The sequence below is a fragment of the Streptomyces sp. NPDC003042 genome, assembly GCF_053591315.1.
Genome location: NZ_JBSFTP010000040.1, coordinates 44,400 through 61,857, shown reverse-complemented (window position 1 = coordinate 61,857; position 17,458 = coordinate 44,400). Strand labels below are relative to the sequence as shown.

The window sequence follows — 17,458 nt, the reverse complement described above, 5'->3', positions numbered from 1 at the left end:
GTTCTGTTGGTCCTGTCGATCGCGGGTGTGTCGGCGTACCAGTTCAGCCCCTGGACCCGAGCCCGGCCCACCGGCGTTTCCCGTTGCCGGGTCCCCCCGTACCACTCCCGGCCAGGGACCCGGCCCGCTCCGCGGCCCCGTGTCCGCGGTACGGGCCGAGCGCCCTGTCCGTTGCCCCCAGTCTGCTTCGTCGCAGGTGGGAGCCCATCCGTACGCGTACTCAAATCGCGTGGGGTCGCGACTGGGTACGGATACTCAGTTCTACGCCGCCGCCGCCCGCGGGCGGCACCGCCGACCGGGGGTCAACGGCTCCCGCTGACCCGCCCCCGCAGCAGGAGCGACAGCGCCGAGTGCACGTCGTCCAGCGACCGCTCGCTCTGGAAGGCCTGCCAGTCGAGCGCGGCCACCAGCACCATGCCCACCAGCGCCGCCGCCGTCAGCGGTACGTCGATCTCGCCGCTGAGCTCTCCCCGCTCGACACCCTCCCGCAGTACCGTCTCCACCACCGCGACCGCTTCCTGGCGGACCACCATCAGGGTGGACTGCCAGGCCCGGTTGGTCCGCCACAGTTCGGCGACGTAGAGCTGGGTGAAGGCCGGATACCGGTCGATGAAGACCAGGCCCGCCCGGATCATCGCGTCGAGGGCCTCGATCCGGCTGCCGCCCCTCGCCTCCGTCTCTTCCGCGGCTGTCCGCAGCGAGGCGGTCAGCAGCCCCACCCCGTGCCGCAGCAACTCCTCGAAGAGGTCGGTCTTGCTGGCGAAGTTGTAGTAGACGGTGCCCTTCGCGACGCCCGCCCGCTCGGCGATCTCGTCGACGGTGGTCGCGGAGAACCCCTGCTCGGCAATGAGGGTGACGGCGGCTTCGTAGAGCTTCTGCCGGGTGGCCTGCCGACGGCCGCCGCCCGTGCCCGTACTGGTGCTGCTGCTTTCCATGGCGCTGATTCTCACAGGTCAACAGCCCCTTACAGGCTCAGTTCGGGGTGCAGCCGGTCCATCGTCCACACCTGCTTGCCCCGGGCGGCGAGCGCGGTGAGGGCCAGGGCTCCGACCGTGAAGGCCACCAGGACCGCGCAGCCCTGCCACACCGGGGCGAGGTCGCCGCCGGTGATGAGCCGACGCAGGCTCTCGACGACGTACGACATCGGCAGGTACGGGTGGATGGCGTTGAAGAAGCCCGGACTGGTCTGGACGGGGTAGGTGCCGCCCGCCGAGGTCAGCTGGAGCATCAGGACGGCGAGGACCAGGATCCGCCCGGCGGCGCCGAACTTGGCGTTGAGCCACTGGACGATCGCGGCGAAGCAGCCGGTGACCAGGAAGAGGAAGGCGACGGTGAGCGCCGGGCGGGCCATCTCCAGGCCGAGACCCCAGTGGAGTACGGACATCAGCAGGCCCACCTGGGCGGCGCCGAGGCCGGCCACGGGCAGCCAGCCCGCGAGGGCGATCCGCCAGGGCGAGGCGCCGGCGGCCAGGGCCCGCCGGTTCATCGGGGCGATCAGCATGTAGGCGACCATCGAGCCGACCCAGAGGGAGAGCGGGATGAAGTACGGGGCGAAGCCGGTGCCGTAGTTGGGCGCCTTGTGCAGGGACTGGTTGGCGAGCTGGACCGGGTCGGCCATGACCTGCGTACGGGCGTCGCGCGTCGGCTGGTCGTAGTCCGGGATCTTGCCGGCGCCGTCGTGCAGGCCGCCTGCGAGTTCGCCGGTGCCGTCGACCAGCTTGTACATGCCGCCGTCGAGGCTGTGCGCGCCGTCGCCGAGCTTGCCGACGCCCTCGTTGATGCGGCCGGAGCCGGTGGAGGCGGATCCGATGCCGGTGTGCAGCTGGGCCATGCCGGTGGCGACCTTCTGGGCGCCGGTGTTGAGCGCGTTGACCTTGGCGACGGCCGCGTCGAGGTCTGCGGCGAGGCCGGGGGCCGCGTCGACGAGCTCGCGGGCCTTCTTCTCCAGGTCGGTCAGCTGGGTACGGAGCTTGCCGACGTCGACGTTCGCGTTCTTGACCAGCGTGCTGACGTCGCCGGTGGCCGCGGCGGTCTCGGCCGAGTCGTCCCTGATCTTCTTCAGGTCGGGGCAGGAGGCCAGGTGCGGCTCGCCGCCCACGGTGACGCAGTGCTTCGTGTAGTAGGCGTCCGTTCCGGCTGCGGCGGTCTTGGCGAGGGCGGCGGCGCGCGGGGCCTTCTCGGTGAAGGTGCCGAGGTGGGTGTTCACCACCTTGGCGGTGTCCGCGACCAGCCCGGCCTGGTCCGCCAGGTTCTTGGGGTCCTTGACGAAGGGGCGGGCCTTGGAGGCGGCGCCGTTGACCTTGTCGGCGAGGGCCTGGGTGCCGGCCGCGACGTCCTTCGCGCCCGTCTCCAGCTGGCCGGCGGCCGAGTTGAGCTTCTTCAGGCCGCCGGTGAGCTCGCCGGTCTTCTCCTTGGCCGTGTCGAGGCCGTCGGCTAGGTCCTTCGCGCCCTTCTGGGCCTTGCCCGCGCCGTCCTTGAGCTTGTCGGCGCCGTCGGCGGCCTCGGCCGTCTTGTCGTGCAGGTCGGAGAAGGAGACGAAGATCTTGTCGAGGAAGCCCCGGGAGGCATTGGTGGAGGCCGCCGAGCGGACCTCGGAGAAGACGGTGCGCGAGATCGAACCGACGATGTAGTTGTTCGCGTCGTTCGTGCGGACCTGGAGGGCTCCGGTGGTGGGATCCTCGCCGGAGCTGGACGCGATCTTCGTGCTGAAGTCGGCGGGCATGGTCAGGGAGAGGTAGTACGTCCCGTCCTCCAGGCCCTTGGCCGCCTCCTCGGCGCTGACCTCGCGCCAGTCGAAGGTCTTGCTGTCGTGCAGCTTCTTGGTGATCTCGTCGCCCGCGTCGATGCGCTTGCCGTCCACGGTGGCGCCCTTGTCGGCGTTGACGAGGGCGACGGGCACCTTGTCGAGGCGGCTGTACGGGTCCCAGAACGACCAGAGGTACAGGGCCCCGTACAGCAGCGGCAGCAGGAGCAGCGAGACCAGAGCGGCCCGGGGCAGCTTCCCCCGCCCGAACCGCTTCAGCTCAAGCGCGGCCAGCTTCGGCGAGCGCATCGTCCGCCCCCTTCGTGTCGTCATCGTCGTCGTTGGTGTCCGCGGTGTCGGCCGCGGGCTCGGGCTCGGGCTCCGGCTCGGGCTCGGGCTCCGGCTCCGGCTCCGGCTCCGGCTCCGGCTCCGGCTCCGGCTCGGGCTCCGGCTCGGCCGCGACCGTGCGCAGGAGCGTCACGCCCTCGGGGGCCTCGCTGCATACCGCGAGGACGGTCGTCCCCCGGTCGGCGATCGAGCGGAGCAGCGCCCAGGCCTCGGCGCGTTCGGCGTCCGAGAGCTTGAGGTCGAGGTCGTCGAGGGCCAGCAGCCGGGGTCGGCCCAGCAGGGCGATGGCCAGGGACAGCCGTACGCTCTCCAGCCGCTCCAGGTCCCGTACGGAGGTCCGGGGGCCCTTGGGCAGGGTGGCGAGGTCCAGTCCGACGGCGGCCAGGGCGGCCTCGATCCGGGCCCGGGTGGAGGCGCGGCGCTCGCCGCGCGGGCGGAGCAGGGCGCGCAGCGGGCCGTCGTAGCGCCGCTGGAGCAGGGCTCCCTCGCGCAGTTGTTCGGTGACGGTGAGCGCCTGGTCGAGGTCGTTGACGCCGGGGACCGGGCCGAGGGCGGAGATCCGGCGGACCGCCGCCATCTTCTTCGGCAGCCGGTGGCTGTCGACCTGGGCGTGGCCCTCGGTGGGCTTCATCCGCCCGGTGAGGGCGAGGAGCAGGCAGGTGCGGCCGGTGCCGGAGGGGCCTTCGACCGCGACGAGCGAACCGGGTGCCGCGTCGATCTCCACGCCCCGGAAGGCCCAGCCGCGCGGTCCTTTGAGTCCGAAGCCCTGCGCCTTGACGGCCGCGCCGTGCGGGCTGTCCACGCCGGCCTCCCTTCTTTGAACTGACCAGTCAGTACAAAAACTAGCATCCTGATGCGCACCAGGCGTACGGGAGGGGCCAGTTGTCCGGAACCGGCCGGGTGGATGGCGACAAAACAGCAGGTCAGCGTGATTGTCAGTGGGCCCCGTCACGATGGGAGGACGCATCGACAGGAGGTTCGTCATGGCCACACCGTCCCCGTCCCCTGTCCACCCCGTCCCCCGTCGCTCGGCGGCCCCTCCGGCCGCTCTCGACCTGCTCGGCAAGGCGCGCGACGGCCTGGCCGAGGCGGCCGGGCTGCCCGGGTCGAACGAGCGGTACGCCACCGCCCACCTCGCCGCCCTGCGCGTCGCCGCGGCCGTGCTCGCCGCCCGCGGCCGGCCCGTGCCGGCGCGGCGGCGGCCCAGGATCCGCAGCGCGTGGGAGGTGCTGCCGGAGATAGCGCCGGAGCTGACGGAGTGGAGCGCCCTGTTCGCCTCCGGCGCGGCCCGCCGGGCCCGGGCCGAGGCGGGCATACGGGACGCGGCGACCAGCCGGGAAGCGGACGACCTGGTGCGCGAGGTCGGCATGTTCCTGCGCCTGGTGGAGCGGATGCTCGCTCTGCCCCAGCAGAGGACGCATGAGCGACCACAGCATCCGGACGCGGGATGAGCTGCCGTACTGTCCGAGGCAATAGGGTGGGGTGCGCACCGCTCCCCCACCCAAACACGCCGAGGAGTCATCAGCCGTGTCGGAAACTTCCCGCCCTCGTGCCTCCCTCCGCACCGCCGTGGTGTGGGAGGTACTCAAGGAGGCCCTCGACCGCCGGGTGAAGGCGACCGGGCGGGATGTCCTGGACGTACTGGACACCGGCGGCGGCACCGGCAAGTTCGCCGTGCCGGTGGCCCGGCTGGGCCACCGGGTGACCGTGGTCGACCCCAGCCCGAACGCGCTGTTCGGGCTGGAGCGCCGGGTCGCCGAGGCCGGCGTCGCCGACCTGGTGCGCGGCGTACAGGGCGACGCGCAGGGCCTGCTGGACGTCGTGGACCGGGACGCGTACGACGCGGTGCTCTGCCACGGCGTGCTGGAGTACGTGGACGACCCGGCCGAGGGCGTGGCCAACGCGGTCGCGGCCCTACGCCCCGGCGGCATCCTCAGCCTGCTCGGCGCCGGCGTCGGCGGAGCCGTGCTGGCCCGTGCGCTGGCCGGGCACTTCACCGAGGCCCGCACCGCGCTCACCGACCCGGCCGGGCGCTGGGGCTCGGGCGACCCGGTGCCGCGCCGCTTCACCGCCGAGCAGCTCGGCGAACTCGTCGGCGGGGCCGGGCTGGAGATCGGCGCGGTGCACGGCGTGCGGATCTTCGCCGACCTGGTGCCGGGCGTCCTGGTGGACACCGAACCGGGCGCCGTGGAGGCGCTGCTGCGTCTGGAGGAGGCCGCCGCCGAGCTGCCCGCCTTCCACGCGGTCGCCACGCAACTGCACATTCTTGGCCAGAAGCCCGTCTGATCTGCGAGCTTTGCCCCCACGGGCTCGGCCGCACAGCCTCCGATCCGGCGATCCTCCCCGTATGATCGGGGGCACCGGTCGGCATGGCGGTCTGCTCGTTGGGGAATAAGCGCCTCAGTGACGGCACTGGCGCCGGTACGGTTTGGCTCAGCATTTTTTCAAGTGCGGTGGTTTTACAGAATGTGGCGTAGAGGGCGGGTGTCATGGGGGCGATTCCCCGCCTATCCTGAAGGGGACCCCTGGTCGCTACCCCCCGCGACCGTCGGATGAGGAGGACTCCCGTGCCGCTCTCGGAGCACGAGCAGCGAATGCTCGAGCAGATGGAGCGAGCGCTGTACGCCGAAGACCCCAAGTTCGCGACAGCGCTTGAGGGTAGTGGACTGCGCACGTACACCCGGCGACGGGTCTACCAGGCAGTCGCTGGCATTGTGGTGGGTATCGCGCTCCTCATGACCGGTGTGATCGTGCCGAACGTGCTCTGGATCAGCGTGGTGGGTTTCCTCGTCATGCTGGGATGTACGGTCCTCGTGGTCACCGGTTGGCGCAAGGCACCCAAGCCCGGCGAGCAGCCCGTCTCCGGAAGTGCAGACGGTTCGGCCCGTGGCCGCAACCGGCAGCGTCGGTCGATGATGACCCGTATCGAGGAACGGTGGCAGCGCCGCCGTGACGACCAGGGGCAGTAGCCCCGCACAGACTCCGTCGGTGAGGGACGGCCGCCATCAGGCGGCCGTCCCTCACCGTTTTCGCCTCCGGATCACCCGGTGTGCGGCATGATGATCAGGTGAGTGTGCTCCCCCTGGTCTTCACCAGCGGCTGGGCCAGCGGGATCAACGCCTACGCCGTGATCCTCCTGCTCGGCATCTTCGGCGCGACGGGCCTGACCGACGAGGTCCCGGCCTCCCTCCAGCGCACCGACGTCCTGATCGTCGCGGCCGTGCTGTTCCTGTGCGAGGCGGTGGCCGACAAGATCCCTTACGTGGACTCGGTGTGGGACTCCATCCACACCGTGGTCCGGCCGGTGTCCGGAGCGGTGGTCGGCGCCCTCCTGGCAGGGCAGAGCGGTTCCCTCTCCGACATCACCGCCGGCGCCGTCGGCGGCTCCACCGCGCTGGCCAGCCATTTCGTCAAGGCCGGCACCCGGATGGCGATCAACACCTCGCCGGAGCCGTTCAGCAACGTGGTGGTGAGCCTCGCCGAGGACCTCGGCGTGGGCGCCCTCGTCACCTTCGCGATGTTCAACCCGGAGGCGGCTGCGATCATCGCGGCCGTTCTGCTGGTCGCCGGGTTGGCCCTGGTCATCTTCATATGGTCCCGGATCCGCCGCTTCCTGCGCCGCCGCGCCCAGCGCCGCGAGGAGAAGCGGTTGGCCGCCGAGGCCCGCAGGGTCACCTCGCCACCACCCCCCTGACCCCCGCCGCGCCCGTCCGACCTCGCTCGATAGGCTCGGCCGCATGGCACGAATTGCGGTGATCGGCGCCGGGATGGGCGCGATGGCGTCGGCGGCCCGGCTGGCCGTGGCCGGCCACCAGGTGACGGTGTACGAGCGCGGGTCCACGTACGGCGGTTCCGTCGGCCGGTACGAACGCGACGGCTTCGCCTTCGACACCGGGCCCGGACTGCTGCACCTGCCCGCCGTCTACCGCGACCTGTTCGTGAAGACCGGCAAGCGGCCACTGGAGGACTGCGTCGACCTGGTCCAGGTCGATCCGGCCCTGCGGCACGTCCTGGCCGACGGCCCGGACGGCACCGACGGCACCACCGTCACCCTTCCAGGGGCTTCACGCGGCGGAGTCGCCGCCGCCCTCGACGCGGCCTTCGGCGCGGGCTCGGGCGCACGCTGGAACGCCGTGCTGGGCCGCGCCCGCGACACCTGGGACGCCACCCGGCGCCCCCTGCTGGAGGAGCCGCTGCGCCCCGACTGGCAGGTGCTGGGCCGCGACCCGTACCCGGCGCTGCGCGGCAGCGGCCTGCTGCGCCGCCGTCCGCCGACCGTGGCCGAGGTGGCGCGGCGCGAGCTGGGCGGCGGGCTCGGTGAACTGCTGGCGGGCCGGGTGCGGGCGTACGGGGTCGACCCCGGCTCCGCGCCCGCCTCGGCGGCCACGCTGCCGTACATGGAGCAGACCTTCGGCAGCTGGTACGTCCGCGGTGGCATGCGGGCCCTGGCCACGGCCCTGTACGAGCGGTGCCTGGAGCGGAAGGTGTCCTTCGCCTTCGGCGCGGACGTACGGGAGGTCCTGGCGCGCGACGGCCGGGCCGCCGGGGTGCTGCTGGCCGACGGCACCGCGGCCGGCGCCGACCGCGTCGTCTGCGCGATCGACCCGAGGCAACTTCCGGGCTCCTCCGTGCCCCGCCCCCCGGACGGGGTGCCCGCCCGGGGGGCGGGGGTGCCCAGCCGGCTCACGGTCCTGCTGGCGCTGCGCGGCGCCCGCCCGGCGGACGCCGTCCACCGCACCCTGGTCCACTCCTCCGGCTCCGCCGCCCGGCTGGTGACCGTACTGCGGCCCGACGACCCGGCCACCCGGCCCGACGCGGACCACGAGGCGGTCACCGTGAGCGCCGTGTCCGGCCCGGACACGCGGGCCGGGGCCGAGGAGCTGCTCGCTCTCGCCGCCCGCGCGGTCCCGGACCTGCGGGAGCGGCTGCTGTGGCACGAGGTGCGCACCCCGGCCGACGTGGAGGCGGCCACGGGCGCGGTGGGCGGCTCCGTGCCCCCGCCCGCCCTCGCGGGGGCCGGCGGGCGGCTGCTCCACCCCGCCAACACGACGGCGCTGCCCGGCCTCTACCTCGCGGGCGGCTGGGCGCATCCCGGCGGCGGACTGGCGCACGCCGGGATGACCGGGGCCCTGGTGGCCGGTCTGATCGTGGAGGGCGCGGAGTTCCGGGGCTCCCAGTGAGCCCGGCCCCGCACCACCCCACCCCGCGTCAGTAGCGGTACTGCTCGTACTCGCCCGTGCCGCCCTGGTAGGGGTACCCCTGGTGCGGCGGCTGTTGCTGCGGGTCCTGCTGCTCCTCGGGCCCCGGGTAGTGGGCGTCGTTGGCGCGCTGCTGGGGGACCCAGACCCCGCCGGGCGGGGTGTCCATGGAGTACTGCTGCTGGGTCTGGTCGGCGTACGGCGTGTGGGACGTGTAGGACGTGTAGTCGTAGGAGGGCGCCGGGGCGACCGCGCCGCCCGTGCCGATGTACGGGTCCGAGTAGGCGGCGTAGACCTGCTGTTCGCCGGTCTGGTAGCCGCCGGTGTAGTCGTAGGCCCCCTGCCCCTGGGGGTCGTAGTACGCCGCGTACTGGTGGGCGTCCTGTTCGGCCGTGGTGTACGGCGAGGCGAAGGACGCCGTCCCGTCGGGCTGTTGGGGGACGAAGCTCTGTATCCCGTAGGAGCCGGTCTCCTCGGGCACCGGCCCGGGGGTGAAGACCTCATCGGAGCGGTCGTCGGCCTCGGCGGCCCGCGAGGCCCGGTCGTGCGGGTCGTTCCGGTCGTCCTGGTCTTCCCGGTCGTCCTGGGATCCGTACTCCAGCGCCGTGACCTCGAGCCCGGCGTCCGGGCGCGGTGCGCTCCCGCCGCGACGGCGTCGGCTCCGCTGCTGGCGTACGGGCTCTCCGCCGCGGCGCAGCGCCCAGCCGGCCACGAAGCCCTTGCGGAAGGAGAGCGTCACCAGGGTCTGGCCGAGGGCGAAGGCGGTCGCGCCGGCGGCGATCACGAGGACCGAGGGCAGCAGCACCCCCGCGACCACGCCGACGAACCCGGTGAAGGCGAGCAGACGCCAGCGCAGCCGGGCCTTGTACTGCATCAGGACCTCGGCAAGCAGCCACAACGCGACGATGCCGAACGCGATGTAGAGGACCGTCATTCCCACGCATGGCCCCTCTCGGTACGGCCGCCCGCACGGGAACGGGGTGTGGCCGAATCAGGCCCGCTGGTGCAGGCCCAGGTTCTCGTAGATTTCGAGAGTCGCCGTGGAATTGTTCAGCGTGATGAAGTGCAGCCCCGGGACACCCTCGGACAGCAGCCGCGCGCAGAACTCCGTGGCGAACTCGATGCCAATGGAGCGTACAGCGGCCGGATCGTCCTTGACGGCGAGCATGCGCTCTTTCACGGCCGCTGGGAAGACCGCGGTGCTGAGTTGTGGCAGCCGGTCGAGCTGCTTGATGCCCACAACAGGCATGACCTCGGGGATGATCGGAGTCTCGCAGCCCGCCTTCGCGACGCTGTCGCGCAGCCGCAGATAATTCTCCGGATCGAAGAACATCTGGGTGATGGCATAGTCGGCGCCCGCACGGCACTTGTCCACGAAGTGCCGGATGTCCGTGTCCCAGTCCGCCGAGCGGGGGTGCATCTCGGGGAAGGCCGCGACGCCGACGCAGAAGTCGCCGGACTCCTTGACCAGGCGCACGAGGTCGGCGGCGTAGTCCACGCCGTCGGGGTGCCGCACCCACGGCCCCATGGGGTCGCCCGGCGGGTCCCCGCGCAGGGCGAGCATGTTGCGGATGCCGGCGTCGGCGAACTGCCCGATGACGTGGCGCAGCTCGGCGACCGAGTGGTCCACGGCCGTGAGGTGCGCGACGGGGGTCAGGGTGGTGTCGGCGGCGATCTGCTGGGTGGCTCGTACGGTGCCGCCGCGGGTGGAGCCGCCGGCTCCGTAGGTCACGGAGACGAAGCTGGGGGACACCGCCTCGATCCGGCGGAGCGCGTTCCAGAGGTTGCGCTCGCCCTTCTCGGTCTTGGGGGCCCAGAACTCGAAGGAGTACGAGCTCCCGGACGCGAGGAGATCGCGGACCGTGTGCGCACGATCCGACCAGGTGGAAGCGGTACCAAAGGCCATACGGGCAGGTTAGACGCGGGTCGTCGGACGTCGAAGCTGCGTCCATCCCTTGGACACGTTTTTGGACACCTACGCGCCGCGTGCCCGGACCCTCTTGGCCAGCTCGGCCGCGGCCTCGCCGGGATCGGAGGCCTCGGTGATGGCCCGTACGACCACGACCCGGGTGGCTCCGGCGTCCAGGACCTCGTCCAGATTCGTGCTGTCGATGCCGCCGATGGCGAACCAGGGGCGGTCCTGGCGCAGGGAGGCCGCGTACCGGACGAGCCCGAGGCCGGGGGCGTAGCGGCCGGGCTTGGTGGGGGTCGGCCAGCAGGGGCCGGTGCAGAAGTAGTCCACGCCGGGCTCGGCGACGGCGGCGTCGACCTCGGACTCGCCGTGGCAGGAGCGGCCGATGAGGACCCGCTCGCCGAGGATGGCGCGGGCGGCGGGGACGGGGATGTCTCCCTGGCCGAGGTGCAGGACGTCGGAGCCGATGGCGTGCGCGACGTCGGCGCGGTCGTTGACGGCGAGGAGCTTGCCGTGGCGGCGGGCGGCCTCGGCGAAGACCTGGAGGTGGTCGAGCTCTTCGCCGGCCTCCATCCCCTTGTCGCGGAGCTGGACGATGTCGACGCCGCCCGCGAGGGCGGCATCGAGGAAGTCGGGGAGGTCGCCCTGCCGCTTGCGGGCGTCCGTGCACAGGTAGAGCCGGGCGTCGGACAGCTGCTGCATGGGTGTACCCCCCGTGGTGGTGGCGGTGCACGGCCGGCGCGGCGGCCGCCCGTGCACCTGTGGATCAGCTGGTCAGAGGGCGAGCGCCTGAGCGCGGCGCTTCACCTCCGTGCCGCGATTCTCGCTCAGCGCCTGCGCGGGGGTGCCGGGCAGGGTCTCGTCGGGGGTGAACATCCACTCCAGGATCTCCTCGTCGGAGAAGCCGTCGTCGCGGAGCACGGTCAGCAGGCCGACCAGGCCCTTGACGATCTTGTCGCCGTCGATGAAGGGGGCGGGCACCTGGAGGGAGCGGTTCTCGCCACGGCGCACGGCGAGCAGCTGACCTTCCTTGACCAGCTGGCGGACCCGGGTCACTTCGATGTCGAGCATCTCCGCGATGTCGGGGAGGTACAGCCAGGCGGGAACAAGGGCATCGATCTTTGCGTCAATCTCGGTCACGGGCACAAGCCTGCCATCTCGGACTCCCGGCCGGTACCTGACCCCGTCCGTCCGTGGCCTTTGCCCTGGCCGGGCGGGGCGTCGTGGGGGCGCTGCCGGTCAGGCCAGGGCGGACTTCAGCGGGATCGCCGGGTCGGAAACCTTGGCCGGGTTCAAGGTGGCCGAACCCTCGATCAGCTTGCGGCCCTGCGCCAGGTCCCGCGGGCGCCCCACCGCGAGCACCGCGACCAGCGCGCCGTCCCGCAGCCAGCACACCGACCAGGCCGGCCCGGCCGGGTCTCCGCGCCACAGCAGGGTGTCGGCCCCGCCGTGGTACCCCGCGTACTGCACGAAACGGCCGAACTGCTCCGACCAGAAGTACGGCACCGGGTCGTACGCCCGGACGGGCTCGCCCGCCAGGATGTTCGCCGCGACCACCCGGGGACCCTGGAGCGCGTTGTCCCAGTGGTGGACCAGCAGCCGGGTCCCGTAGCGGGCCGACGGGAAGGAGGCGCAGTCGCCCACCGCGTACACGCCCGGCAGTGACGTGTGAAGGTACGCGTCGGCGGTGACCGACCCGTCCGGGCCGAGGTCGACGCCGGTACCGGCCAGCCATCCCGTGGCGGGCCGGGCGCCGATGCCGACGACCACCGCGCCCGCCGCCAGCTCCCGCCCGTCCGCCAGCAGGACCCGGCCCTCCTCGACGGCGGCCACCTTCGACCCGGTCAGCAGTGTGGCCCCGGCCTCGGCGTACCAGCGCCCCATCGGCTCGGCGACCTCGGCCGGCAGGGCGCCCGCCAGGACCCGGTCCGCGGCTTCGACCACGGTCACGGCGCAGTCCGCCTCGCGCGCCGCCGTGGCGAACTCGGCTCCGATCCAGCCCGCCCCGACGACCACGATCGCGGGGGCCGCCGCCAGTACGGGCCGCAGCCGGGCGGCGTCGTCCAGGGTGCGCAGCAGGTGCACGCCGGGGACGCCCTGCGAGCCCGGCAGGGTCAGCGGCTGGGCGCCGGTCGCCAGTACGAGGACCTCGTACGGCACCGGACCGGCCTCGGTGTCCAGCACGCGCTCGGCGGCCCGTAGCCCGGTGACCTCGGTCCCCAGCCGCAGCTCGATGCGAAGCTCCTCGAAGTCCACGTCGAACGCGGAGTCCTCGGCCTTGCCGAGCAGCACCGCCTTGGACAGCGGAGGCCGGTCGTAGGGCTGGTGCGGTTCGGCGCCCAGCAGGGTCACGGGGCCGGTGAAGCCCTGTTCCCGCAAGGCCACGGCGGTCTGCACGCCGGCCATTCCGGCTCCGACGATCACGACGCCGGTCTCTGTCTGTTCCGTCTGCTCGCTCACCCGGCCCAGCCTAATGACCTGACGCCCCGTCAGGAACAGCGACCGTCCCTGGCGGAGGGAGGCAGCCTTACCCGGCCTCGGCAGCGGGGTTAGGCTGGCCACCGTACCTATCGCGGGAGTCCGGGCGCACCGGGCTGAGAGGGAGGCTGGCCGGCCTCCGACCGTACGAACCTGATCCGGGTCATGCCGGCGAAGGGAGGGGCTGGACACTCATGCACGCATCACGACCGCGCCCGTCACGCACGGCGGGCTTCGACGTCCTCGTCATCGGGGGCGGCATCATCGGCCTGGTCACCGCCTGGCAGGCGGCCGGGCGCGGACTGCGCACCGCGCTGGCCGATCCGCACCCCGGCGGGGGCGCCGCCCAGGTCGCGGCCGGCATGCTCGCCGCCGTCACCGAACTGCACTACGGCGAGGAAACCCTGCTGGGCCTCAATGTGGCCTCCGCCGCCCGCTACCCGGCCTTCGCCGCCGAGCTCGCCGAAGCCAGCGGCGGCCTGGACATCGGCTACCGCGCCTGCGGCACCCTCGCCGTCGCCCTCGACTCCGACGACCGCCTCCACCTGCGCGAACTGCATGCCCTCCAGCGCCGCTGCGGCCTGGAGTCCGACTGGCTCACCGGCCGCGAGTGCCGCCGCCTGGAGCCGATGCTGGCCCCCGGCGTACGGGGCGGACTGCGCGTCGACGGTGACCACCAGGTGGATCCGCGCCGGCTCGCGGCCGCGCTGCTGGCCGCCTGCGAGCGGTCCGGGGTCGCCGTCCACCGGGCGAGCGTCTCCCGGCTGCTCACGACCAGCGAGCGGGCCACGGGGGCCCTGCTCGACGACGGTACGGAGCTGCGCGCCGACCAGGTGGTGCTGGCCGCCGGCTCGCTCAGCGGGCGGCTGGCCGGCGTACCGCCGGAGGTGACGGTTCCGGTCCGCCCGGTGAAGGGGCAGGTGCTGCGGCTGTCGGTACCGACGGCGTACGCGCCGTTCCTGTCGCGGACCGTACGGGCCGTCGTACGCGGCAGCCACGTCTACCTGGTGCCGCGCGAGAACGGCGAACTCGTCGTCGGCGCCACCAGCGAGGAACTCGGCTGGGACACCACCGTCACCGCGGGCGGGGTGTACGAACTACTGCGCGACGCCCACGAGTTGGTGCCCGGCATCACCGAACTCCCCCTGGTCGAGACCCGGGCGGGACTGCGCCCCGCATCACCCGACAACGCGCCCCTGCTCGGCCCGACCGAGCTCCCCGGCCTCCACCTGGCCACCGGCCACTACCGCAACGGGGTGCTGCTGACCCCGCTCACCGGGGACGTGATGGCCGAGCTGCTGGCCACCGGCGCCCTGCCGGAGATCGCCCGCCCCTTCACCCCACGCCGCTTCTCCACCACGTGTCAGGAGTCCTACGCATGACCATCTCCGTCAACGGCGAGCCGCGCGAGATCGCGGCCGGCACCACCCTCGACGCGGTGGTCGCGACCCTGACCCAGGCGCCCAAGGGCGTGGCCGCCGCCCTCAACGAGACCGTGGTACCGCGCGGGCAGTGGTCGCACACACCGGTGGACGACGGCGACCGGGTCGAGGTCCTCACCGCGGTCCAGGGAGGCTGACGGCAATGGCGGACGACCTCTTCACCCTCGGCGGCCGGACCTTCTCCTCCCGCCTGATCATGGGCACGGGCGGAGCCCCGAGCCTGGACATCCTCGAACGCGCCCTGATCGCCTCCGGCACGGAGCTGACCACGGTGGCGATGCGCCGGCTCGACCCCACGGTCCAGGGCTCCGTCCTCTCGGTGCTGTCGCACCTGGGCATCTCCGTCCTCCCCAACACGGCGGGCTGTTTCACCGCGGGCGAGGCCGTGCTCACCGCCCGGCTGGCGCGGGAGGCACTGGGCACGGACTGGATCAAGCTGGAGGTCGTCGCCGACGAGCGGACCTTGCTGCCGGACGGCGTCGAGCTGCTGGACGCCGCCGAGATCCTGGTCGACGAGGGCTTCACCGTGCTCCCGTACACGAACGACGACCCGGTGCTCGCCCGCAAGCTGGAGGACGTCGGCTGCGCGGCGATCATGCCGCTCGGGTCCCCCATCGGGTCGGGGATGGGCATCCGCAACCCGCACAACTTCGAGCTGATCACGGAACGCGCCGGGGTCCCGGTGATCCTGGACGCGGGGGCCGGTACGGCGTCGGACGCCGCCCTGGCCATGGAACTGGGCTGCGCGGGCGTGATGCTGGCCTCCGCCGTGACCCGTGCGCAGGAGCCGGTCCTGATGGCCGCCGCCATGCGCGACGCCGTCTCGGCGGGCCGCCTGGCCTTCCGCGCGGGCCGCATCCCCCAACGCCGCTTCGCCGAAGCCTCGTCTCCCACCCAGGGCCGCGCCACCCTGGACCCCGAACGCCCAGCCTTCTGAGCCGCCCGTCCGCCCGTCCGCCGCGGTGCGGGCCCCCGCCCGCGGACCCCTCCCGGGGCCCCGCCCCGGACCCCGCGCCTCAAACGCCGGCGGGGCTGGATTTGGCGGAGCTGCGTCAGCATGTGCCGCCCGCGGGCTGGATTGCCGCGCAGCGGCAATTTCAGCCTCGCCGGCGTTTGAGGCGCGGGGTCCGGGCAGAGCCCGGGGAACGGAGGAAGGGCGGGTAGGGGACCAGCCCCGCAGGGCACCCCCGCCCACCCACGGCCCGGCGGACGGAGATCCGAGACAGCGGCCCCCGAGCACCGGCCCGGGACACCGCCCGACGAGCCGACGGACGGAGTCCGGCGCAGCGGCACGAAGCCGGAGAGGCCCGCCAGGGCCGAGCCGCGCGAGCGGCGCGTCAAGAAATGGTGGCCCGCGTCACAGCTGGGCTGCAAGCCCAGCCGCCCGGCGCAGGACAATCGGCGGCGCTCGTAGAATCGCCGGGTGGATACGACCCTGGATGACCCCCTCGTCGGGCGCGTGCTCGACGGCCGCTACCGCGTCGACTCCCGCATCGCGGCCGGCGGCATGGCCACGGTCTACCGGGCCGTCGACACCCGCCTCGACCGCGTCCTCGCGCTGAAGGTGATGCATCCGGCGCTCGCCGCCGACGCGGCCTTCGTGGACCGGTTCATCCGCGAGGCGAAGTCCGTGGCCCGCCTCGCCCATCCCAACGTGGTCGCCGTCTTCGACCAGGGCACGGACGGTCCGTACACCTACCTCGCCATGGAGTACGTCTCCGGCTGCACCCTGCGCGACGTGCTCCGTGAGCGCGGCGCGCTCCAGCCCCGGGCCGCCCTCGACATCTTCGAGCCGGTCCTCGCCGCGCTCGGCGCCGCCCACCGGGCCGGTTTCGTGCACCGCGACATGAAGCCCGAGAACGTCCTGATCGGCGACGACGGCCGCGTGAAGGTCGCCGACTTCGGGCTGGTCCGTTCCGTGGACTCCGCCACGAACACCACCGGCTCCGTCCTCGGCACCGTCTCGTACCTCGCGCCCGAGCAGATCGAGAACGGCGTCACCGACACCCGCGTGGACGTCTACGCCTGTGGTGTCGTCTTCTACGAGATGCTCACCGGCTCCAAGCCGCGCACCGGCGGCAGCCCCGCCCAGGTGCTCTACCAGCACCTCCACGAGGACGTGCCGCCCCCGTCGGCCGCCGTCCCGGGGCTGGCTCCCGGGTTCGACGAGCTGGTCGCGCGGTCCACCGCCCGCAGCCCCGAGCTGCGCCCCTTCGACGCCGCCGCCCTCCTCGGCCTGGTGCGCGAGGCCCGTGCGCTGCTCGGTGACGCCGAGTTGGACGCCGTTCCGCCGCAGGCGCGGGCCGAGGTACGCAGCGCGGCCGAGGACCGCACCGGCGTGATCCCGCGCCCGGTGACGGCGGCCCACCAGTCCGTGCACCACACCTCCCGGCTGGAGACCCCGCCGCCCCCGGCGCCCCCGCACCGGCCGCGCCGGCCGCGCCGGCTCCCCCGGCGTGGCGTCCTCCTCGTCGTGGCGGGGGTCCTGCTCGCCCTCGGCCTCGGCACCGGCGTCTGGTACATCAACTCCGGCCAGTTCACCAAGGTGCCGAACCTGCTCGGCAAGACCGAGGAGCAGGCCCGGTCCCAGCTGTCGGCCGCCGGCCTCGGCGTGAAGCGGATCGAGCACAAGTTCAGCGACGCCTTCGACCGCGGGACGGTGATGAACACCGACCCGGCGGGCGGCCGGCGGATCCGCGGCAACGACGCGGTGACGCTCACCGTCTCCCGCGGCCCCGAGGTGGTCAGCGTGCCCGACCTCAAGGGCCGGCCGCTGGAGGAGGCCAAGGCGGAGCTGACGAAGACGGGGCTGGCGCCGGGCATCGTCACCCTGGCGTTCAGCCAGGACATCGCCCAGGGTTCGGTGATCACCACCAACCCGGCGGGCGGCCAGAAGCGGGCTCCCGACACGGCGATCGCGCTGGTGGTCAGCAAGGGCCGGCCCGTCCAGGTCCCGAGCGTCGCCGGCAAGCCCCTGGACCAGGCCCGCTCCGCGCTGGAGGGCCTCGGCCTCAAGGTGGAGACGGCGGCCGAGCAGGTCAACTCCCTCTCCCCCGCCGGTACGGTCGCCAACCAGTCGGTCGGCGCGGGCACTCAGGCCGCCGCGGGCGACACGGTCATCCTGACCGTCTCCAAGGGACCCCGCCAGGTCCAGGTGCCGGACGTGACCGGCCAGGACGCGGACGCGGCCCGCAAGACTCTGGAGGCCCTGGGCTTCAAGGTGAAGGTGGACCGCCCCTTCCTCTCCTTCAGCAACACCGTGGACACCCAGTCGGTCCCCGGCGGCCAGGGCGCCCCCGAGGGCAGCGCCATCACCCTCAAGACCAAGGGTCTGTGA

The 17,458-nt window shown here is 73.0% G+C and carries 17 protein-coding genes and 1 riboswitch; of the genes, 9 read left to right on the top strand and 8 right to left on the bottom strand.

What is annotated here, in order from left to right; genetic code table 11:
* Positions 1–302: 302 nt before the first annotated feature.
* Genes ACWDYJ_RS20530 through ACWDYJ_RS20520 form a run of 3 tightly spaced genes read right to left on the bottom strand, consistent with a single transcriptional unit; the run spans position 303 to position 3,893 of the window.
* On the bottom strand, positions 303–935 hold the full coding sequence (locus ACWDYJ_RS20530) for a TetR/AcrR family transcriptional regulator (protein WP_451566999.1): 633 nt from the start codon (positions 933–935) through the stop codon (positions 303–305).
* Positions 936–964: 29 nt separating this feature from the next.
* Positions 965–3,052 carry a YhgE/Pip family protein gene (locus tag ACWDYJ_RS20525; RefSeq protein WP_451566998.1) on the bottom strand — a complete coding sequence of 696 codons (2,088 nt, stop codon included), beginning with the start codon at positions 3,050–3,052 and terminating at the stop codon, positions 965–967.
* Positions 3,024–3,893, bottom strand: a complete 870-nt coding sequence (locus tag ACWDYJ_RS20520; RefSeq protein ID WP_451566997.1) for an ATP-binding cassette domain-containing protein — start codon at positions 3,891–3,893, stop codon at positions 3,024–3,026. Before ACWDYJ_RS20520 ends, ACWDYJ_RS20525 begins: the two co-directional genes overlap by 29 nt.
* A 181-nt stretch (positions 3,894–4,074) precedes the next feature.
* Between ACWDYJ_RS20520 and ACWDYJ_RS20515 the strand changes: the two genes are divergently transcribed.
* The 5 genes from ACWDYJ_RS20515 to ACWDYJ_RS20495 all read left to right on the top strand — a co-directional run bounded on the left by ACWDYJ_RS20515 (position 4,075) and on the right by ACWDYJ_RS20495 (position 8,271).
* Positions 4,075–4,542 (top strand): SAV_6107 family HEPN domain-containing protein, encoded by a 468-nt coding sequence (locus ACWDYJ_RS20515; protein WP_451566996.1) that lies wholly within the window; start codon positions 4,075–4,077, stop codon positions 4,540–4,542.
* A 76-nt stretch (positions 4,543–4,618) separates the two neighbouring features.
* A complete protein-coding gene (locus ACWDYJ_RS20510; protein WP_451566995.1) occupies positions 4,619–5,377 on the top strand; it encodes a methyltransferase domain-containing protein in 759 nt (252 codons plus the stop codon).
* A 281-nt stretch (positions 5,378–5,658) separates the two neighbouring features.
* Entirely contained in the window at positions 5,659–6,060 is a 402-nt protein-coding gene (locus ACWDYJ_RS20505; protein WP_451566994.1) for a DUF3040 domain-containing protein, read from the top strand.
* A gap of 98 nt (positions 6,061–6,158) precedes the next feature.
* Positions 6,159–6,785, top strand: a complete 627-nt coding sequence (locus ACWDYJ_RS20500) for a DUF4126 domain-containing protein (protein WP_451566993.1) — start codon at positions 6,159–6,161, stop codon at positions 6,783–6,785.
* Between the two features lie 43 nt (positions 6,786–6,828).
* The gene (locus tag ACWDYJ_RS20495; protein ID WP_451566992.1) at positions 6,829–8,271 is read left to right on the top strand and encodes a phytoene desaturase family protein; all 1,443 of its coding nucleotides are present in this window, start codon (positions 6,829–6,831) and stop codon (positions 8,269–8,271) included.
* Positions 8,272–8,299: 28 nt separating this feature from the next.
* On the opposite strand, the gene ACWDYJ_RS20490 is transcribed toward ACWDYJ_RS20495, so the two are convergent.
* From ACWDYJ_RS20490 to ACWDYJ_RS20470, 5 genes are all read right to left on the bottom strand, one after another.
* Complete coding sequence (locus ACWDYJ_RS20490; protein ID WP_451566991.1) at positions 8,300–9,229, bottom strand: hypothetical protein; 930 nt, start codon at positions 9,227–9,229, stop codon at positions 8,300–8,302.
* Between the two features lie 51 nt (positions 9,230–9,280).
* A complete protein-coding gene (gene metF, locus ACWDYJ_RS20485) occupies positions 9,281–10,195 on the bottom strand; it encodes a methylenetetrahydrofolate reductase [NAD(P)H] (protein WP_451566990.1) in 915 nt (304 codons plus the stop codon).
* A gap of 69 nt (positions 10,196–10,264) precedes the next feature.
* A complete protein-coding gene (gene thiE, locus ACWDYJ_RS20480) occupies positions 10,265–10,903 on the bottom strand; it encodes a thiamine phosphate synthase (RefSeq protein WP_451566989.1) in 639 nt (212 codons plus the stop codon).
* 72 nt (positions 10,904–10,975) lie between these two features.
* Positions 10,976–11,341, bottom strand: coding sequence for an Rv2175c family DNA-binding protein (locus ACWDYJ_RS20475; protein WP_451566988.1), 366 nt, complete (start codon positions 11,339–11,341; stop codon positions 10,976–10,978).
* 99 nt (positions 11,342–11,440) lie between these two features.
* Positions 11,441–12,661, bottom strand: coding sequence for an NAD(P)/FAD-dependent oxidoreductase (locus ACWDYJ_RS20470; RefSeq protein ID WP_451566987.1), 1,221 nt, complete (start codon positions 12,659–12,661; stop codon positions 11,441–11,443).
* A gap of 102 nt (positions 12,662–12,763) precedes the next feature.
* Positions 12,764–12,876, top strand: a riboswitch (TPP riboswitch).
* On the opposite strand from ACWDYJ_RS20470, the gene thiO reads away from it, so the two are divergent.
* The 4 genes from thiO (at position 12,874) to pknB (ending at position 17,458) form a co-directional block, all read left to right on the top strand.
* Positions 12,874–14,061 (top strand): glycine oxidase ThiO, encoded by a 1,188-nt coding sequence (thiO, locus tag ACWDYJ_RS20465; protein WP_451566986.1) that lies wholly within the window; start codon positions 12,874–12,876, stop codon positions 14,059–14,061. Its footprint overlaps the riboswitch before it by 3 nt.
* Positions 14,058–14,258 carry a sulfur carrier protein ThiS gene (gene thiS, locus ACWDYJ_RS20460; RefSeq protein WP_451566985.1) on the top strand — a complete coding sequence of 67 codons (201 nt, stop codon included), beginning with the start codon at positions 14,058–14,060 and terminating at the stop codon, positions 14,256–14,258. Before thiO ends, thiS begins: the two co-directional genes overlap by 4 nt.
* Before the next feature lie 5 nt (positions 14,259–14,263).
* Entirely contained in the window at positions 14,264–15,058 is a 795-nt protein-coding gene (locus ACWDYJ_RS20455) for a thiazole synthase (RefSeq protein ID WP_451566984.1), read from the top strand.
* Positions 15,059–15,544: 486 nt separating this feature from the next.
* Positions 15,545–17,458, top strand: coding sequence for a Stk1 family PASTA domain-containing Ser/Thr kinase (gene pknB, locus ACWDYJ_RS20450; protein ID WP_451566983.1), 1,914 nt, complete (start codon positions 15,545–15,547; stop codon positions 17,456–17,458).